Raw genomic sequence first — 17,108 nt, 5'->3', positions numbered from 1 at the left:
ACGCGCCGTCCGAGCGGTCAGGCCCGATCGCCGACGAGCGTCTCGCGGTTGCCGACGACCGCGGCGGGTGCGGTCCGGGCGGGCCGGGGCGTCCCCAGCAGCACCCCGCCGACGATCACGACGGCGGCGACCAGCTCGACGACGCTCGGCCGCTCCCCCAGCACCGCGGCGGCCAGCGCGATACCGACGACGGGCACCAGCAACGAGTAGGGCGCGACGACCCCCGCCGGGTAGCGGCGCAGCAGCCAGGTCCAGATCCCCGAGCCGACCACCGTCGCCATCAGCGACAGGTAGCCGACGGCGGCGAGCCCCGGCAGTCCCTCGACCGAGAAGGCGGCACCCAGGGCCGACCAGCCCGCACCCGGCCCCTCGGTGACCATCGAGGCCGCGAACAGCGGGATCGGTGGGATCACGCACATCCACAGCGTCAGGTGCATCGGCCTGGGCGGGGCCGCGAGCCGGCTGCAGAGGTTGCCGAAGGCCCAGCCCGACGCCCCGCACAGCGTCAGCAGCACCGGGACCAGGGCAGCCGCCTGCGCCCGCGAGATCGCGATCGCTGCCAGTCCCAGCACGGCCAGCCCGATCCCGACAACCTGCTGTACCGAGAGGCGCTCCCGAAGCAGCAACGCCCCGAGCAGCACCGTGAACGGCGCCGAGGCCTGCAGCACCAGTGACGCGAGCCCGGTCGGCATGCCGACGTCCATCGCCACGAAGAGGAACAGGAACTGCACGGTGCCGAAGCCCAGCCCGTAGCCGAGCAGCCAGCGCAGCGGGACCTGCGGACGCGGCACGAACAACAGCGCCGGGACCGCGACGACGAGCATGCGCAGGCCCGCGAGGAACAGCGGCGGGAAGTGGTCGAGGCCCACGTGGATCGCCAGGAAGTTGCCACCCCACAGGGCGGCGACGAGGACGGCGAGCAGGCGGTGGCGGGCGGTCACGCCCCCGAGCGTGCGCCGCCCGGACTCGAAAGACCAGCGACATGTTCTGAAGCGACGTTGTAGTTTCGCTTCATGGAGGTCCAGCGGCTGCGTGTGCTGTGCGAGCTCGCCGACCGCGGCTCGGTCACGGCGGTCGCCCGGGCCCTGCGGTTCACCCCTTCGGCGATCTCCCAGCAGCTCAAGACGCTCGCGGACGAGGTCGGTGTCCCCCTCACCGAGCCCGCGGGCCGGGGCCTGCGCCTCACGGGGGCCGGGCAGGCCCTGGTGGCGGAGGCCGAGCACGTCCTCGCCGCGCTCGCCCGCGCCGAGGCGGCGGTCGAGGCGCTGCGCACCACGCCCCACGGCGGGGTGCGGCTGGCGACGTTCCCCTCGGGCGCCCGGATGATGCTGGCCGGCCTGCTGCGGCGGGTCGCGGGCACCGGGATCGACCTGCAGGTCCGCGACGTCGACATGACCCCCTCCGAGGTGCCCGTCCTCGCCGCGGACCACGACCTCGTCGTCACCCACCGCGACGAGCACGCCGACCCGCTCGCGAGCGGGCGGCACCGGGTCGTCCCGCTCGTCCGCGAGCCCCTCGACGTGGTCCTGCCGCCCGGGCACCCGCTGGGCCGGCACCGCCGGCTGCGGCTCGACCAGCTCGCCGCCGAGCCGTGGATCAGCGTCAACGTCGGGTGGCCGGTCGACGACGTGCTCCGCTCGCTCACCACCCGCACCGGCACCCGCCCGCGCGTCGTCCAGCGGATCAACGACTTCGCGGTGACGGAGGAGCTGGTCGCGGCCGGGGTCGGGGTGGCCCTGCTCCCCCGCTGGTCGACCGACGACCGGGGCGGCCGACGGTTCCTGCGCCGCCCCCTCGCCGGCGTGCGCGCGGCTCGGCTGATCGAGGTGGTGATGCGCGAGAGCGTGGCCGAACGCCCGGCCGTGCGCACCGTGGTCGACGCCCTGCACGCGACGATCGCGGAGACGACGGGTCGGAGCGACCCGTGAGGCCCCCTAGCTCTCCGGCAGCCTGACGACGGCGTCGGCGGACTCGTCGACCAGTTCGCGGAGCTCGTCGGGCGGCGCCGAGCCGCCGACCTCGGCCACGAGGTCCCTCCTACGGCTCGTCGGCGACCGCACCGGGCTTGCCGAGGGCGTAGGCGGCGATCTCGTCGTGGTTCACGTCCGCTCGACCCCGGCCGGCCGCCGGGAGTGGTACCGCCGGGCGACGGCCAGCAGGGCGACCGCGACGATCACGTACGTGGCCCCGACGACCTGCTGGGCGGCGTTCCACCCCAGCTCGACCTGGTTGTTGCCGGGCAGCCAGCGGAAGGGCGCGACGAAGAAGGCGACCAGCAGTACCAGCTCGACGGCGATCCAGCCGGCACGCCCGGTCCTGGCGGCGTGCGCCCCGACGGCGACGACCGCCGGCGCGATCCACACCCAGTGGTGCGACCACGAGGTCGGCGACACCAGGAGCATGAACGCGGCCGTCGCGGACATCGCGACGGCCGGGTCGGCCCGGCGGACGGTCGGCACCAGTAGGACCAGCAGCAGCACCGACACGACCCCCCAGATCCCGGTCAGCAGCGGCCCGTCGATCCCCCACCGCGCGACGACCGCCTGGATCGTCTCGTTGGTGTAGAACACCGAACCGCTGACGCCGGCCGCCGGGCCGCCGAACCAGTAGGCGGCGGACGACCGGGCGTCGACCAGGAACCCCAGCGCGGTCGCGGCCGCCGCGGTGACGACGGTGACCACGGCCGCGCGCAGGTCCCGCCGGAGGAGGAAGAACAGCACGAACGCGGCCGGGGTCAGCTTGATCGCCGCGGCCAGCCCGACGAGCAGGCCGCGGGGCCAGCGGGTCCGCGGGGCCAGGCAGTCGACCGCCACCAGCGCCATGAGGACGAGGTTGACCTGCCCGAACTCGAACGTCTCGAGCACCGGCTCGATCCACAGCAGCACCGGCAGCGCGAGGAACGCGACCGACACCGCCCCGCTGCGGCCGCCGGCGGGCCAGGCCCGTAGCGCGGCGAGGTAGAGCGTGACCGCGAGCGAGGCCAGCGAGAGCGCGAAGAGCAGCACCCACGCCGGGGTCCACGGCAGCAACGCCAGCGGCGTGAGCACCATCGCCGCGAAGACCGGGTAGATGAACGGCAGCGCCAGCCCGGAGATCGTGGGCGGCAGGGCGCCGTACATGTCCCCGCCCTCGAGCCACGTGCGCACGCCGAGCCGGTACACCTCGAGGTCGATGTGGTAGCCGTGCGTGTGCAGCACCATGCCCGCGACGGAGACCGCCAGCAGCGGCAGGCTGAGCTTCAGGGTGCGCGGCGACGCCAGCCTCGGCCGGATCCGCCGCACCATCTCGCCCATCTTCCCGGCCGTGCCGGGGTGGGTGCGGGAGAGCGTCACGCGGTCCTCCGGCTCGTGCGTCGCAACGGCGCCCACCGTAGCAACGCGCCGGATCGCGTCGGCGACGCGCCGGATCTCGGGGCCCGCGCCGGCCGGCGGGACCGGCCGGGACCGGCCGCACCGCGGCGCGGCTCAGCTGATCCCGGCCGCGTCCATCCCCCGCAGCTCCTTCTTCAGGTCCTGGATCTCGTCCCGGAGCCGGGCGGCCAGCTCGAACTGCAGGTCGCGCGCCGCCGCGAGCATCTGGTCGTTCATCTGCTGGATGAGGTCGGCCAGCTCCGCGCGGGGCATCGCCGTGGTGTCGCGACCCGCCACGATCCCCGAGCTGCCGCCGGACGCGCGGCCCGGCTCGCCCGCGGCGCGCTTGCCGCGGGAGGCGTTGCGGCCCGACCCGCCGACCGGGACCTCGGTCTCCTCGGCCTCCCGGTACACCTGGTCCAGGATGTCGGCGATCTTCTTCCGCAGCGGCTGCGGGTCGATCCCCTTCTCCGTGTTGTAGGCGATCTGCTTGGCCCGGCGGCGCTCGGTCTCGTCGATCGCGTGCTGCATCGACTCGGTGATCGTGTCGGCGTACATGTGCACCTGGCCGGACACGTTGCGGGCCGCGCGCCCGATCGTCTGGATCAGCGAGGTCCCGGAGCGGAGGAAGCCCTCCTTGTCCGCGTCGAGGATCGCGACGAGCGACACCTCGGGCAGGTCCAGGCCCTCGCGGAGCAGGTTGATGCCGACCAGCACGTCGTACTCCCCGAGCCGCAGCTGGCGCAGCAGCTCCACCCGGCGCAGCGTGTCGACCTCGGAGTGCAGGTAGCGCACCCGGATGCCCAGCTCGAGCAGGTAGTCGGTGAGATCCTCGGCCATCTTCTTGGTCAGCGTGGTGACCAGGACCCGCTCGTCCCGCTCGGCGCGGTCGCGGATCTCGCCCACCAGGTCGTCGATCTGGCCCTTGGTGGGCTTCACGACGATCTCCGGGTCGACCAGGCCCGTCGGCCGGATGACCTGCTCGACGAACTCGCCGCCGGTCCGCGAGAGCTCGTACGGGCCCGGCGTGGCCGACAGGTAGATCGTCTGCCCGATCCGGTCGGCGAACTCCTCCCAGGTCAGCGGGCGGTTGTCGACGGCCGAGGGGAGCCGGAAGCCGAACTCCACCAGGTTCCGCTTGCGGGACATGTCGCCCTCGTACATCCCGCCGATCTGCGGCACCGTGACGTGCGACTCGTCGATGACCAGCAGGAAGTCGTCCGGGAAGTAGTCGATCAGGGTGGCCGGCGCGCTGCCGGGGCCACGCCCGTCGATGTGCCGCGAGTAGTTCTCGATCCCGGAGCAGAACCCGACCTGGCGGATCATCTCCAGGTCGTACTGCGTGCGCATGCGCAGCCGCTGCGCCTCGAGCAGCTTGCCCTGGTTCTCCAGCTCGGCGAGCCGCTCCTCCAGCTCCTGCTCGATGTCGCGGACCGCGCGCTCCATGCGCTCCGGGCCGGCGACGTAGTGCGTGGCCGGGAAGATCCGCACCGTGTCGACCTGCTTGATCACGTCCCCGGTCAGCGGGTGCAGGTAGTAGAGGGCCTCGATCTCGTCCCCGAAGAACTCGATCCGGACGGCCAGCTCCTCGTACGCCGGGATGATCTCCACGGTGTCGCCGCGCACGCGGAAGGTGCCGCGTGCGAAGGCCACGTCGTTGCGCGTGTACTGCACGTCGACCAGGAGCCGCAGGAACGCGTCCCGGTCGAGCTCGCCCCCGACGTCGAGCTTCACGGAGCGGTCGAGGTACGACTGGGGCGTGCCCAGGCCGTAGATGCACGACACCGAGGCGACGACCACGACGTCCCTGCGCGACAACAGGTTCTGCGTCGCAGAGTGCCGCAGGCGCTCCACGTCGTCGTTGATCGACGAGTCCTTCTCGATGTAGGTGTCCGTCTGCGCGATGTACGCCTCGGGCTGGTAGTAGTCGTAGTACGAGACGAAGTACTCGACCGCGTTGTGCGGGAGCATCTCCCGCAGCTCGTTGGCCAGCTGCGCCGCGAGCGTCTTGTTCGGGGCCATCACCAGCGTGGGCCGCTGCATCCGCTCGATCAGCCAGGCGGTGGTCGCGGACTTGCCCGTACCGGTGGCGCCGAGCAGCACCACGTCCTGCTCGCCGCGCCCGAGCCGCTTCTCCAGCTCGGCGATGGCGGCGGGCTGGTCGCCGGCGGGTTCGTACTCGCTGACGACCTCGAAGCGCCCGCCGGCGCGCTCGATCTCGCCCACGGGGCGGTACTCCGAGTGCGCGAGGGGGACCTCCGTCCCGTCCTCGCGTGCGCCGCCCTCCCGAGCGCTGCCGGGAACCTCTGTCGCGAATGCCACGGACCCAGGGTACGAGCGACCCCCGACAGTTTCCGCCCGCCGAACCCCCCGCGCCGACCGTTCGTCGGGCAGGATCGGCCGGGTGCACCCGCCGAAGATCCAGACCTTCGACGTGCCCGCCGGCGTCAACGTCGACACCAAGGGTGTCCGGCGGGAGGTGGCGGAGTACCGCCGCACCCCGTTCGGCCTCTACATGAGCCGGGCCGTCGTCGGGCGCCCCTCGGCGTACTGGATCGAGTCCTGGCTGCTCCCCGACCTCGGCCTCGTCGTGACCGACTGGCGGTGGAACCCGGGGCACGAGCGCGAGCAGGACTTCTACCTGGACGTCGCCCGGGTCGAGCCGGGCGAGAGCGTGTGGCGGACGACCGACCTCTACCTGGACCTGGTCGTCAAGCGCGGGCGGTGGACCGAGGTGCTCGACGCCGACGAGTTCGTCGAGGCCGTGGCCGCCGGGCTGGTCGACACCGCGTCGGCGGAGTGGGCGCTGCACCGCTGCCACGAGACCGTGGCCGGGCTCGCCGCCCACGGCCACGACCTGGACGCCTGGCTGGCCGGGCTCGGCGTCGTGCTGACCTGGCAGGGCCCGGACCGGGAGGTCCGGCCCGCGGGCTGACGCGGTCCGTGGCCCCGGCACCGGCGCACCGGCTCGTCGCCGACCGGACGGCGGGGCCCGCGCCGGACGCCGCCCGGCATTCGTGACTCAGGCCGAGCGCAGCTGCTGCTCGGTCATGCCGTGCCCGCCGGCCCGGGCCAGCCGGACGACGTCCCGGCAGACGGCGTCGGCGTCGTCGTCGCCCCGGGCCAGGGCCAGCCGGGCCCGGGCCAGCCGCGCCTCGTACCGGCCGAGCGGGGGCCCCGCCACCAGCGCGGCCGCGACCTGGTCCGCGGCGTCGTCGAACCGGCCGCGGTCGGTCAGCGTGAGGGCGAGCTGGGCGTGTGCCCAGCAGGTGAACAGCGGCAGCCCGCGCGCCGTCGCCAGCGAGTCGCGGAAGGCCGCCTCGGCCGCCTCGAGGTCCCCGGCGCTACGCAGGGCGAGACCGCGGGCCCGCAGGGCGGTCGCCGTCCAGCCGCGGTGGGCGAGCCGCTCGGCCGTCTCCCGGGCGTGCTCGGCGTCGGCCAGGGCCTCGCGGGGGCGGCCGCACCCGGTCAGCACCTCGCTGCGATGCCAGAGTGCGTACGTCTCCGCCTCGATCGCGCCCAGCTCGCGGGCCAGCTCCACCGACCGGTCGCTGTCGGCGAGCGCCGCGGCGGGGTCGTCGGCGAAGAGCAGGGCGTGGGCGCGGGTCGACCAGGGCGTCACGGCCCGGTGCAGGTCGCCGAGGTCGGTGTAGAGGCGCACGACCTCCCGGAAGCGGGTGATACCCGTGCGGATCCCGCCGCCGAGGAACCCGGCCATCGCCCGCGCGTCGAGCACGTCGGCCACGCCGTGGGCGTCACCGAGGCCGAGGTAGAGCCGTCGCGCGGCCTCCGCCCGGCTCGCCGCCCGCTCCTCGCGGTGCAGGTTCATGTCGACGACCGCCGCCACCGCCAGGGCCGCGGCCCGCGCGCCCGCGTCGGTCCCGGCCGACACCAGGGCCAGCTCGACGAGCTCGGAGGCGTGCCGGGGATCGTCCGCGCCCAGGGACAGCATCGCCAGCCGCGCCAGCAGCCGGGCGCGCTGGGGGGAGGACGCGCCCACGGCCAGCGCCGCCCGGAGATCGGCGCGGGCCTCGACGAGCTCCCCGGCCCGGGCCCGGGCCTCGGCGCGCACGTCCAGCAGCTCGGCGACGACCGGGTCGGGTGGTCGCAGGTCGAGGGCCGCGGTGGCCAGCTGGGCCGCCTCCGCGTCGGCGTGCCGGCCGAGCTGCTCGCGCGCGTCGGTGACGAGCGCCGTCGCGGCCGCCGCCGGGTCGCCGGCGCCGACGAGGTGCCGGGCCCGCTCGCCGGGCGGGGACGGGTGGGGGCCGAGCGCGGCGGCGACGCGGCCGTGCAGGCCGGCGCGGTCGGCCGGGGGCAGCTCGTCGACGACCGTCTCGCTGATCAGGTCGTGCTGCACCAGCCAACCGCCGGCCTCGACCCGCACGAGGGCGGCCCGGGCCAGGCACTCGAGGTCGGCGAGCACGGCGCGCTCGGGTCGGCCGGCGGCGTCCGCGAGCAGGCCCGCCGGGGTGTGCCGGCCCAGGAGCGCCAGGAGCACCAGCAGCGTCCGGGCACCGGGGTCCTGCCGCTGCACACGGGCGAGCAGCGACCGCCGCCGACCCTCACGGGCGAGCTGTCGGGCCCGGTCCGGGGCCTCGGCCGAGCTCGGGGACCACCGGCCCCCGCGGTCCCGCCGCACCCGTCCTTCGGTCTCGAGTGCGGTGAGGACCTCCGCCAGGGCGAAGGGGCTGCCGTCGGTCTGCTCGGCGAGGACGTCCGCCAGCCGCCCGGGCAGGCCGAGCTCGATCAGGTCGCCCCGGCACAGCGGCCCGAGGACCGTCTCCCGCGGGCCGACGGCCGACCCCAGCTCGGCGAGCAGGGCGGCGACCGGCGATCCCGTGGTCAGCTCCTCCGGGCGGTGGGCGAGCACCACCAGGGGGCCGTGGAGTCGCTGGGTGGCCAGCGCGAGCAGGTGCACGCTGCTGGCGTCGGCCCACTGCAGGTCGTCCACGAGCACGGTGGCCCCGCCGGCGGTGGCCGCCGTCAGCAGGCGCAGCGCCCCCTCCAGGAGCAGCGCCCGGCGTGTGCGCGGCTCCAGCCGCAGGTCGGGTGGCGGCGGCAGCTCGGGCAGGAGGTCGGCGAGCGCGGCCCGGATCCGCGGCGGCAGGCCGGCCGGCACCTCCGGGCGGAGCGCGGTGGCGGACCGCAGCAGCGTCGCCGCGAGGGCCCACGGGGTGCGCCGCTCCGCGGGGAACGCCCGGGCCGACAGGACGGGCGGCCCGACCCGGGACGCCAGCTCGGCGAGCAGGCGGGACTTCCCGGCGCCGGCGCCGCCCGCCACCACCGCCACGCCCCCGGTCCGCGACAGGGCGAGCAGCTCCGCGAGCTCCCCGGCACGGCCCACGAACGGCAGCCGTGCGTCCTGCGGCGGGCGCCCGGCCGCCGGGCCCCGGTCCCGCAACAGCTGGACGCGCAGGGAGCGGGTGGCCTCGGTCGGGTCCACCCCGAGCTCCTCGACCAGCCGCGCGCGCAGGTCGTCGAGGACCCGGAGCGCGCCGGCGCGGTCCCCCGCGGCCATCCGTGCCCGGGCCAGCAGCCGGTGTGCGGGCTCGTCCAGGGCTTCGGCGGCGGCAGCCCGGTCGGCGGTGTCGAGGGCCCGGCGGACCCGGCCGAGCTGCAGCCCCGCCTCGGTGGCGAGGATCAGCGCCTCCTGCCGGGACCGCACCAGGCGGCGGCGGTACTCACGGGCCCAGCCGGCGTCGGCGTCCTCCGGGAGCGGCTCGCCCGCCCACCGGCGCAGACCGTCGTCCAGCGACCGGAGCGCCGCACCGGCCTGCCCGGCGTCCAGCAACGCCCGACCCTCGGCGACGGCACGGAGGACGCACTCGGCGTCGATCTCGCAGCCGTCGCCGGTGACCAGCAGGTACCCGGCCGCGGTCCGCCGCAGCACGTCCTCGCCGCCGAGCGCCCGCCGGGCGCGGTGCACCAGGACGTTCAGGTTGGCGGCCGGATCGGCCGGAGGGCACGCGGCCCACAGGATCTCGGCGAGCTCGTCGCGCGACACCGGGCGGTCGGGACGGGTGGCCAGGATCCGGGTGAGCAGGCGGGCCTGGCGGCCCCCGAAGGCGGTGGGCGGGACGGCCACGCCGTCGCGGGACACGCCGAAGCCGCCGAGCAGGCGCACCTCCACCCGCGCCGACGGGGCGGGTCGCCGCTGCTCCATCACCACACCTTCCCCCGGAGGTCTCGCGCGCTGCGGCAGCGGCTCGACGAGGAGGACCGGTCCCGGCGGCCCCGCTGGACCGCCGCGACCCGTCCGGACCGTGGACGTCGCTATCCGGCTGCAACCGACGGTTCCTAGTCTCCCGCCGTCCTGCCGGAACGCGAAGGGAGAACGTCATGACCGCGACCGAGGCGAGGCACGACCCCCGTGAGGTGGACGAGGCCCGGCTGGCGGAGTTCGTGGGCCGCTTCGTCGGGGACCTGGGAGCGGTCCTGCACGCGGCGACCGTCCTGGTCGGCGACCGGCTCGGGTTGTACCGGGCGATGGCGGACGGGTCCTGGGTGGACGCCGGGGAGCTCGCGACGCGCACCGGCACCGACCGGCGGTACGTCGCCGAGTGGCTCGCGGCGCAGGCGGCGAGCGGGTACGTCGAGGCCGACCCGCCGGGTTCGCGGTTCCGGCTCCCCGCCGAGCAGTCCCTGGCGCTCACCGACGAGGACAACCCGCTGTTCGCCCCCGGCGGCCTGCAGGTCGCCGCGTCGTCCGTCAAGGACGTCGACCTGGTGGTCGAGGCCTTCCGCACCGGGCGCGGCGTCGACTGGGGCGCGCACGATCCGGATCTCTTCGACGGGACCGAGCGGTTCTTCCGCCCGAACTACATCGCCCACCTCGTGTCCGAGTGGATCCCGGCGCTGGACGGCGTGGCGGAGCGGCTGGAGGCCGGGGGCGCCGTGGCCGACGTGGGGTGCGGCCACGGAGCCTCCACCCTCCTGATGGCGGGCGCCTTCCCGCGTTCGCGGTGCACCGGCTTCGACCCGCACCCACCCTCGATCGAGGCCGCCCGGCGCCGGGCCGACGCCGCGGGCCCGACCGGCCGCCCGGCCTTCGCGGTGGCGACCGCGAAGGACTACCCGGGACGGGGCTACGACCTGGTGACCTGCTTCGACTGCCTGCACGACATGGGGGACCCGGTCGGTGCGGCCGCGCACGTCCGGGAGAGCCTGGCGGAGGACGGCGTCTGGATGATCGTCGAGCCGTACGCCGGTGACCGGCTCGCGGACAACCTGACGCCGGTCGGCCGGGTCTTCTACTCGGCCTCGACGATGATCTGCACCCCGGGCTCTCGGTCGCAGGAGATCGGGGCGGCGCTCGGGGCGCAGGCCGGTGAGGCCCGGCTGCGCGAGGTGCTCACCGCCGGTGGCTTCGGCCGGGTCCGGCGGGCCGCGCAGACGCCGTTCAACCTCGTCCTCGAGGCCCGGCCGTGACGGAGGAACCGACGACGCGGCAGCGGAGCGACGGCACGGAGGCGGGCACCACCCGGACGCTCGCGACCGTGGAGCGCTTCCTGGAGGCCTTCGGCCGCGGCGACGTCGACGCGGTGATGGCGGTGATGGGCCAGGACTGCGTCTTCGAGTCCACGGAACCGCCCGACGGCCGCTGCCACCGGGGCCGGGACGAGGTGCGCCGTTGCTGGCAGGAGCTGTTCGGCACGCCCGGAGCGCACTTCACCACGGAGGAGGTCCGGGCGTTCGGCGACCGCGCGGTCGTGCGGTGGCGCTACTCCTGGGCGGGTGCGCCCGGTGCGGAGGAACAGGTCGGCGGGCACGTCCGGGGCGTCGACCTGTTCACCGTGCGGGACGGCGTGGTCGTGGAGAAGCTCTCCTACGTCAAGGGCTGACGGGTCGGAGGCCGGCCCGGCCCGGAGGCCGGCCGGGTCCGCACCCGGGCCGCCGGTGGCGCTCGGGCGCTCGGGCGATCAGGCGATCAGGGCGGCGAGCAGGCCCTGCTGCACCACCGGCGAGGTGCTCGTCGTCCCCGTGGGCGTCCCCGACGTCGTGGTCGCCGTGGTCGCCGTCGGCCCCGTCGTCGTGGTCGTGGTCGCCGGCGTCGTGGTGCCCGTGGTGGTCGTGCTGCTCGGGGCCGCCGACGTCCGGCTGGTAGTGGTCGGCGTCGGGTCGGGCCCGCCCTCCACGTCGCCGTCCTCCTCCGTGGGGGTCCGGGTGGTCGTCCGCGAGCTGGTCGGCGGGCTGGTCGTGGTCGTGACGGGCGGCGGGTCCACCACGGTGGACGGCTCCGGCGAGGGCGCCACGGGCTCCGGCGTGGTGGTGCGGGCACGTGGCGTGGTGGTGCGGGCACGTGGCGTGGCGGTGCGCTGCCTCGTCGTCGTGGTCGGCTCGGGCTCCGCGGCGACGACGGGCGGGGTGACCACGGGCGGGGCCACGGTGGTGGTCACGGGCGGCGGTGTGGTGGGGACCTGCGCCACCGGCTCGACGACGACGGGTGCGGGCTGGGCGGCGGCGGTCCCGATCGCGGTGACCCCGCCGAGGGCGCCGATGGTGAGCACCGCCGCCGCGGCCGCGCCGCTCGCGCGGTTGGCCGCCCCGGCCCGCCGGACCACGTCCTCGATCGCGGGCAGGGCGACCCCCGCGGCCAGCTCGTCGTCCAGCCGTCGGAGCTCCTCCGCGCCGCGCCCTTCCGACCGGCCGGCGTACTGCAACGGGTTGCTCACCGGGTCTCCTCCTCGTCCCTGGCGTCGCTCGTGTCCCTGGCGTCGCTCGTGCCTGCGTCCGGGCCGCCGTCGACACCCGTGCCGGAGCCCGTACCGGCCGACTCGTCGGATCCCTCACCGCGGCCCTCACGCGCGGTCTTGCCGGCGCCCTCGGCCGAGGACCCACCGCGGTCCGCGTCCTCGCCGGACCCCGTGGCCGGACTCTCGGCCGCGTCCGCCCCGGGCTGCGCCTCCGGGTCCACCGCCGGCGCCTCCGGGTCCACCGCCGGCGCCTCCGGGGCCACCGCCGGCGCCTCCGAGCCCACCGCCGGCGCCTCCGGGCCCGCCACCGACCAGCCGGCCGAGCCCGTCCCGGCGCGCCCGTCGACGGCAGGGCCCGCCGCACGACCCCGGTCCGACCCCGCCCCGGGCCTCCCGGCGCTCGCCCCGGCCTCGACCGGTGCGGACACCGGGGTCGGCGGCGGCTCCGACGACAGGAGCGCGACGCCCCCCAACCCGGCGAGGCCCTCCTCGATCTGGCTCCCGACCCGGTTGAGCCGGGCCTGCACGGTGCCCGGCGACACCCGCTCCAGCGCGGCGACCTCGGGCACGCTCACACCGGCCATGTGCACCAGCACCGCCGTGCGCCGGTCGTCCATCGGGACGCGGGCGAGCGTGCGCAGCACCGCTGCGGTCCGGGGATCGAGACCGGCCTGGTCCTGCACCGGTGTCCCGCGCAGGCCCAGACGCGCGGTCAGGCGCCGCCAGGTGCTCGCCGAGGACCGCACCGCGACCCGGCGCACCCACGCCTCCGCGTCCCCCGCCCGGACCTCCGACCACTGCCGCCAGGCCCGGGAGTAGGCGTCCTGCACCAGGTCGTGGGCCGCCCCGGAGTCCAGCGTGATGGCGAAGAGCTGGCCGACGAGCCGCGGGTAGTGGGCCTCGAGGTGGGCGCCGAAGTCGGCCCGCAGCCCGCCCGGGGCGGCGGCCTCCGTGAGGTCGCGCTCGACGACGGAGCCGTCGGCGGTGCCCTCCTCCGGATTTCGCGGACCCGACGGAGCGGGCTCCCGGTCGACCTGTGCGCTCACCCTCCGCCCCTTCGTCGCCCTGCCGGGTCCTCGGCCGTCTCCCGCCGCGGGCGTCACCCGCTGTCACGTCCTGCCCGCCTATCGCGCGAGACCCGTCCCCCGTTACAGCGAAGCCCGGCGCGCTCTACGCCCGTTCAGCCTAGTAACGAGGCGACCACCCGGTGGTTGCGGCCCAGCGCTCGGCCCCGGGAAGTACCGCGTCGAACCAGGGCTCCGTGCGCTCGACGTAGCGCGCCGCGTCGGGGTCACCGGCGCACTCGGCCGCCGCCGCCCGCGTGACCTCCAGGTACTCCTCCCGCGCACCCTCGTCGGCCCGCAGCCAGTCCCGGAGCAGCAGGGCGGAGCGCCACCCGGGCGAACCGTGCACGCGCACGTGCAGGTGCACGCGCTGCTCCGGATCGGCGCCCGCGAAGCAGCGCTTCCGCCAGTGCTCGGGATCGGGATCGGTCGGCTTCGGCCGGTCCCGGTCGATCCCGGGTCGGAGGATCAGGCCGAGGGCACGCAAGGGCTCCGCGATCGCCTCCGCGTCGTCGAGTGCCGCCACCGCGAGCTGCAGGTCAGTGACGTCCTCGGCGGGCAGCCCGGGCACCGCGGTGGAGCCGACGTGCTCCACTCCCAGGCTGCGCTCCCCCGCTGCGCGCGCCACCCGGGCGGCGAGGCGCGCCCCCCGGTCCGCCCACCCCGGCTCGGGCTCGACCAGGACCGGCGCTCCCCCCACGACGGCGCGCCCGAGCCGCACGTTCTCCTCGAAGGGCACCAGGCGCTCGTGCCAGAGCCGGTCGACCCGGGCCCGGAGCTCCTCCTCCGACCCGTCGTTGTCCAGCACGGCGTCGGCGACGGCCAGCCGCTCGGCGTCCGACGACTGCTTCGCGATCCGCGCCCGGGCGTCCTCCTCGGTCATCCCGCGGCTCGCCACGAGCCGCCGCACGCGCACCTCCGCGTCCGTGTGCACGACCACGACCAGCGGGAACCGGTTCGCGTTGCCCATCTCGACCAGGAGTGCGGCGTCGTGCACCACGACGGCCTCCGGTCCGGCCGCGGCGACCAGCTCGGCCTGTCGGCGCGCGATCAACGGATGGGTGATGGCGTTGAGCACGGCGAGCCGGTCGTCGTCGCCGAAGACGATCGACGCGACCCGTGCCCGGTCCATCTCGCCGTCCGGCCCGACCACCTCGGGTCCGAAGGCCTCGGCGATCCGGGCGAGCCCCTCCGAGCCCCCGGCGACGACCTCGCGGGCGATCAGGTCGGCGTCCACCAGGACGGCGCCCAGCTCCACCAGCCGTCGCGAGACCGTCGACTTGCCCGCCCCGATACCGCCCGTCAGCCCGATCTGCAGCACGGGACCGACCGTACCCAGGCATGGATCACCGGGCGGCGGCCACCGCCGGCACGGAGGTCGGTGCGGCTGCGCTCGGCGTCGCGCTCGCGGGCGCCGGTGGCGCGCTGGTCTCCGGCGGGGCCGGCTGGGTGGCGCCGTCCTTCGGCAGGACGCGCAGCGCGAGGTCGACGAGCCGGTCGACCGGGGCGCCGGGGGCGCGGGCGCTGACCGGGAGCACGAACGTCAGGGTGTCCACCCCGTAGACCACGGCGAGCACCGTCTCGGTGGGCCGCTCCACCGCGACCGCGGGTGCGGCCCCGATCGACAGGTCGCGGGACCGTCCGTCCGATCGCTCCGCGTTGGTGTTCAGCTGCCACTGCCGTCTCGCGGCGTCGGCGTCGGTGTAGCGCCCGACGTTGATGTCCAGCAGGGTGTTCCCGCCGCCGGCACCGCTCTCCGTGTAGCGGCAGCCGATCCGCTCGGTCCGGTTGACCGACGGCTCCGGGATCCCGCGGATGGTGCGCAACGCCGTGGACCCGAGGGGGCGGGCGAACAGGGCGCCGAGATCGTCCGGGGCGAGGAACGCGCTGCAGTCCTCCGGAAGGGCGAGCTTCGTGGGCTCGGAGCCCGACGCCGCCTCCGCCGACTCGGTGAACGTGGGGACGGGCAGCGTCTCCTGGCCGGTGGCCGTGGAACAGCCGGTCAGGACGCCCAGGCCGACGGCCAGCATCGCCACCACACGCCCCCCGACCCGCATGGATCAAAACTAGGCCCGAACGAAGATCGATACACGTGACGCGCCGGGCCGGTCACGGACCGCAGCCCGATTGTGATCCACGCGTCACCCGACGGAGTTCCGGGGAACACCGAACGGCCCCGGTCCGGAGGGCCGGGGCCGTTCGTTCAGCCGTGCGTCAGGCGGTCGGCCCGCGCTCACGCACCGCCGGACAGCTTCTCCCGCAGCGCGGCGAGCTGCTCGTCGCTGGCCAGCGAGCCGCCGGTCTGCGCCTCCTGCGGGGCATCGCCTCCGGAGGAGTAGTTGGCGGCGCCGGTGTCGACACTCGCCTCCTCCTCGGCCTCGGCGGCCTTGCGGATCTGCGCCATGTGCTGCTCGTAGCGCTCGTGCGCCTCGGCGTACTGCTTCTCCCAGGCCGCGCGGGCCTCGTCGTAGCCTTCCTTCCACTCGCCGGTGTCGACGTCGAAGCCCTCGGGGTAGATGTAGTTCCCCTGGTCGTCGTACTCCGCCGCCATGCCGTAGCGGGTGGGGTCGAACTCGGTGTCGACCGTCATGCCCTCGTTGGCCTGCTTCAGCGAGAGCGAGATGCGGCGCCGGTCGAGGTCGATGTCGATGACCTTGACCATCGCGTCGTCGCCCACCTGGACGACCTGCTCCGGGATCTCCACGTGGCGCTCGGCCAGCTCGGAGATGTGGACCAGGCCCTCGATGCCCTCCTCGACGCGCACGAACGCGCCGAACGGGACGAGCTTGGTGACCTTGCCCGGGACGATCTGGCCGATCGCGTGGGTCCGGGCGTAGAGGCGCCACGGGTCCTCCTGCGTCGCCTTCAGCGACAGCGAGACCCGCTCGCGGTCCAGGTCGACGTCGAGGACCTCGACCGTGACCTCCTGGCCCACCTCGACGACCTCGGAGGGGTGGTCGATGTGCTTCCAGGACAGCTCGGAGACGTGCACCAGGCCGTCGACCCCGCCGAGGTCGACGAACGCGCCGAAGTTGACCACCGAGGAGACGACGCCCTTGCGCACCTGGCCGCGGGCCAGCTGGTTGAGGAACTCGCTGCGGACCTCGGACTGGGTCTGCTCCAGCCAGGCGCGGCGGGACAGGACCACGTTGTTGCGGTTCTTGTCCAGCTCGATGATCTTGGCCTCGATCTTGCGGCCGACGTACGGCTGGAGGTCGCGCACGCGGCGCATCTCGACCAGCGAGGCCGGCAGGAAGCCGCGGAGCCCGATGTCCAGGATCAGGCCGCCCTTGACGACCTCGATGACGGTGCCCTCGACCGGCTCGTCCGCCTCCTTCAGGGCCTCGATCGTGCCCCAGGCGCGCTCGTACTGGGCGCGCTTCTTGGAGAGGATCAGGCGACCCTCCTTGTCCTCCTTCTGGAGGACGAGGGCCTCGACGAACTCGCCGACCTCGACGACCTCGGCGGGGTCGACGTCGTGCTTGATCGACAGCTCCCGCGAGGGGATGACGCCCTCGGTCTTGTAGCCGATGTCGAGCAGGACCTCGTCACGGTCGACCTTGACGATGGTGCCCTCGACGATGTCGCCATCGTTGAAGTACTTGATCGTCTGGTCGATGGCGGCGAGGAAGTCCTCCTCCGACCCGATGTCGTTGACGGCGACCTGCGGCGTGGTCGGGGCGGCGGTGGTGTCGGTGGACATGTAGTGGGGTGCTCCGGTGGATGTCTTCGGTTGTGGCCGCGTCACGGGCGGCCGGTCGGTGGATGTAGCCGTGACTGGATGGTGCGTGTGACAGTCACCTTCGATCATCGATTCCCCGCGGGCGCTCCCGCACCGGCCGCCCCCTCGCGCTCCAGCTCGAGCGGGTACCGCGCACGTTGACCACGGGTACCGGCCATGCTACGCGGCACCCGATCAGCGGGGCAATGCGGGTCCCCGGTGCGGAACTGGGACGATCCGGGGCGTGAGCTGCAGCTGCCGGGTGGATCGATCATGAGGG

13 protein-coding genes are annotated in these 17,108 nt (G+C 75.1%); 4 read left to right on the top strand and 9 right to left on the bottom strand.

All coding sequences use genetic code 11. The features are described 5' to 3' along the window. Nucleotides 1-17 precede the first annotated feature (17 nt). The gene (locus tag ACL02T_RS03110) at nt 18-941 is read right to left on the bottom strand and encodes an EamA family transporter (RefSeq protein WP_412829089.1); all 924 of its coding nucleotides are present in this window, start codon (nt 939-941) and stop codon (nt 18-20) included. Nucleotides 942-1,013: 72 nt separating this feature from the next. On the opposite strand from ACL02T_RS03110, the gene ACL02T_RS03105 reads away from it, so the two are divergent. Continuing rightward, nucleotides 1,014-1,928, top strand: coding sequence for a LysR family transcriptional regulator (locus ACL02T_RS03105; protein ID WP_412829088.1), 915 nt, complete (start codon nt 1,014-1,016; stop codon nt 1,926-1,928). A 171-nt stretch (nt 1,929-2,099) separates the two neighbouring features. On the opposite strand, the gene ACL02T_RS03100 is transcribed toward ACL02T_RS03105, so the two are convergent. Continuing rightward, nucleotides 2,100-3,332, bottom strand: a complete 1,233-nt coding sequence (locus ACL02T_RS03100; RefSeq protein ID WP_412829087.1) for a glycosyltransferase 87 family protein — start codon at nt 3,330-3,332, stop codon at nt 2,100-2,102. A gap of 132 nt (nt 3,333-3,464) precedes the next feature. Beyond that, entirely contained in the window at nt 3,465-5,672 is a 2,208-nt protein-coding gene (gene uvrB, locus ACL02T_RS03095) for an excinuclease ABC subunit UvrB (protein WP_412829086.1), read from the bottom strand. Nucleotides 5,673-5,754: 82 nt separating this feature from the next. On the opposite strand from uvrB, the gene ACL02T_RS03090 reads away from it, so the two are divergent. Then, a complete protein-coding gene (locus ACL02T_RS03090) occupies nt 5,755-6,285 on the top strand; it encodes a ribonuclease FAU-1 family protein (protein WP_412829085.1) in 531 nt (176 codons plus the stop codon). A gap of 87 nt (nt 6,286-6,372) precedes the next feature. Here ACL02T_RS03090 and ACL02T_RS03085 read toward each other — a convergent pair whose 3' ends face one another. After that, nucleotides 6,373-9,513, bottom strand: coding sequence for an ATP-binding protein (locus ACL02T_RS03085; protein ID WP_412829084.1), 3,141 nt, complete (start codon nt 9,511-9,513; stop codon nt 6,373-6,375). A gap of 176 nt (nt 9,514-9,689) precedes the next feature. On the opposite strand from ACL02T_RS03085, the gene ACL02T_RS03080 reads away from it, so the two are divergent. Further along, nucleotides 9,690-10,778 (top strand): class I SAM-dependent methyltransferase, encoded by a 1,089-nt coding sequence (locus ACL02T_RS03080; protein WP_412829083.1) that lies wholly within the window; start codon nt 9,690-9,692, stop codon nt 10,776-10,778. Then, on the top strand, nt 10,775-11,191 hold the full coding sequence (locus ACL02T_RS03075) for a nuclear transport factor 2 family protein (RefSeq protein ID WP_412829082.1): 417 nt from the start codon (nt 10,775-10,777) through the stop codon (nt 11,189-11,191). Before ACL02T_RS03080 ends, ACL02T_RS03075 begins: the two co-directional genes overlap by 4 nt. Before the next feature lie 78 nt (nt 11,192-11,269). Here ACL02T_RS03075 and ACL02T_RS03070 read toward each other — a convergent pair whose 3' ends face one another. The 5 genes from ACL02T_RS03070 to rpsA form a co-directional block, all read right to left on the bottom strand. Beyond that, complete coding sequence (locus ACL02T_RS03070) at nt 11,270-12,022, bottom strand: hypothetical protein (protein WP_412829081.1); 753 nt, start codon at nt 12,020-12,022, stop codon at nt 11,270-11,272. Beyond that, nucleotides 12,019-13,089: a sigma factor gene (locus ACL02T_RS03065; RefSeq protein WP_412829080.1), complete on the bottom strand. Its 1,071-nt coding sequence runs from the start codon at nt 13,087-13,089 to the stop codon at nt 12,019-12,021. The genes ACL02T_RS03070 and ACL02T_RS03065 overlap by 4 nt, the downstream gene beginning before the upstream one ends. Before the next feature lie 139 nt (nt 13,090-13,228). Next, nucleotides 13,229-14,428, bottom strand: coding sequence for a dephospho-CoA kinase (gene coaE / locus ACL02T_RS03060; RefSeq protein WP_412829079.1), 1,200 nt, complete (start codon nt 14,426-14,428; stop codon nt 13,229-13,231). Nucleotides 14,429-14,453: 25 nt separating this feature from the next. Then, nucleotides 14,454-15,164: a hypothetical protein gene (locus ACL02T_RS03055; RefSeq protein WP_412829078.1), complete on the bottom strand. Its 711-nt coding sequence runs from the start codon at nt 15,162-15,164 to the stop codon at nt 14,454-14,456. Nucleotides 15,165-15,340: 176 nt separating this feature from the next. Further along, on the bottom strand, nt 15,341-16,810 hold the full coding sequence (rpsA, locus tag ACL02T_RS03050) for a 30S ribosomal protein S1 (protein ID WP_412829077.1): 1,470 nt from the start codon (nt 16,808-16,810) through the stop codon (nt 15,341-15,343). Between the last annotated feature and the right edge of the window lie 298 nt (nt 16,811-17,108).

The organism is Pseudonocardia oceanicola, assembly GCF_047200735.1.
Taxonomy (GTDB): Bacteria; Actinomycetota; Actinomycetes; order Mycobacteriales; family Pseudonocardiaceae; genus Pseudonocardia.
This window is presented reverse-complemented; position numbering and strand designations above follow the sequence as displayed.

What these genes read in the sequence shown, in the direction of transcription:
- ACL02T_RS03105 (WP_412829088.1), top strand. Translation starts at nt 1,014, where the DNA reads ATGGAGGTCCAGCGGCTGCGTGTGCTGTGCGAGCTCGCCGACCGCGGC.
- ACL02T_RS03085 (WP_412829084.1), bottom strand. Translation starts at nt 9,513, where the DNA reads ATGGAGCAGCGGCGACCCGCCCCGTCGGCGCGGGTGGAGGTGCGCCTG.
- ACL02T_RS03080 (WP_412829083.1), top strand. Translation starts at nt 9,690, where the DNA reads ATGACCGCGACCGAGGCGAGGCACGACCCCCGTGAGGTGGACGAGGCC.
- ACL02T_RS03055 (WP_412829078.1), bottom strand. Translation starts at nt 15,164, where the DNA reads ATGCGGGTCGGGGGGCGTGTGGTGGCGATGCTGGCCGTCGGCCTGGGC.
- rpsA (WP_412829077.1), bottom strand. Translation starts at nt 16,810, where the DNA reads ATGTCCACCGACACCACCGCCGCCCCGACCACGCCGCAGGTCGCCGTC.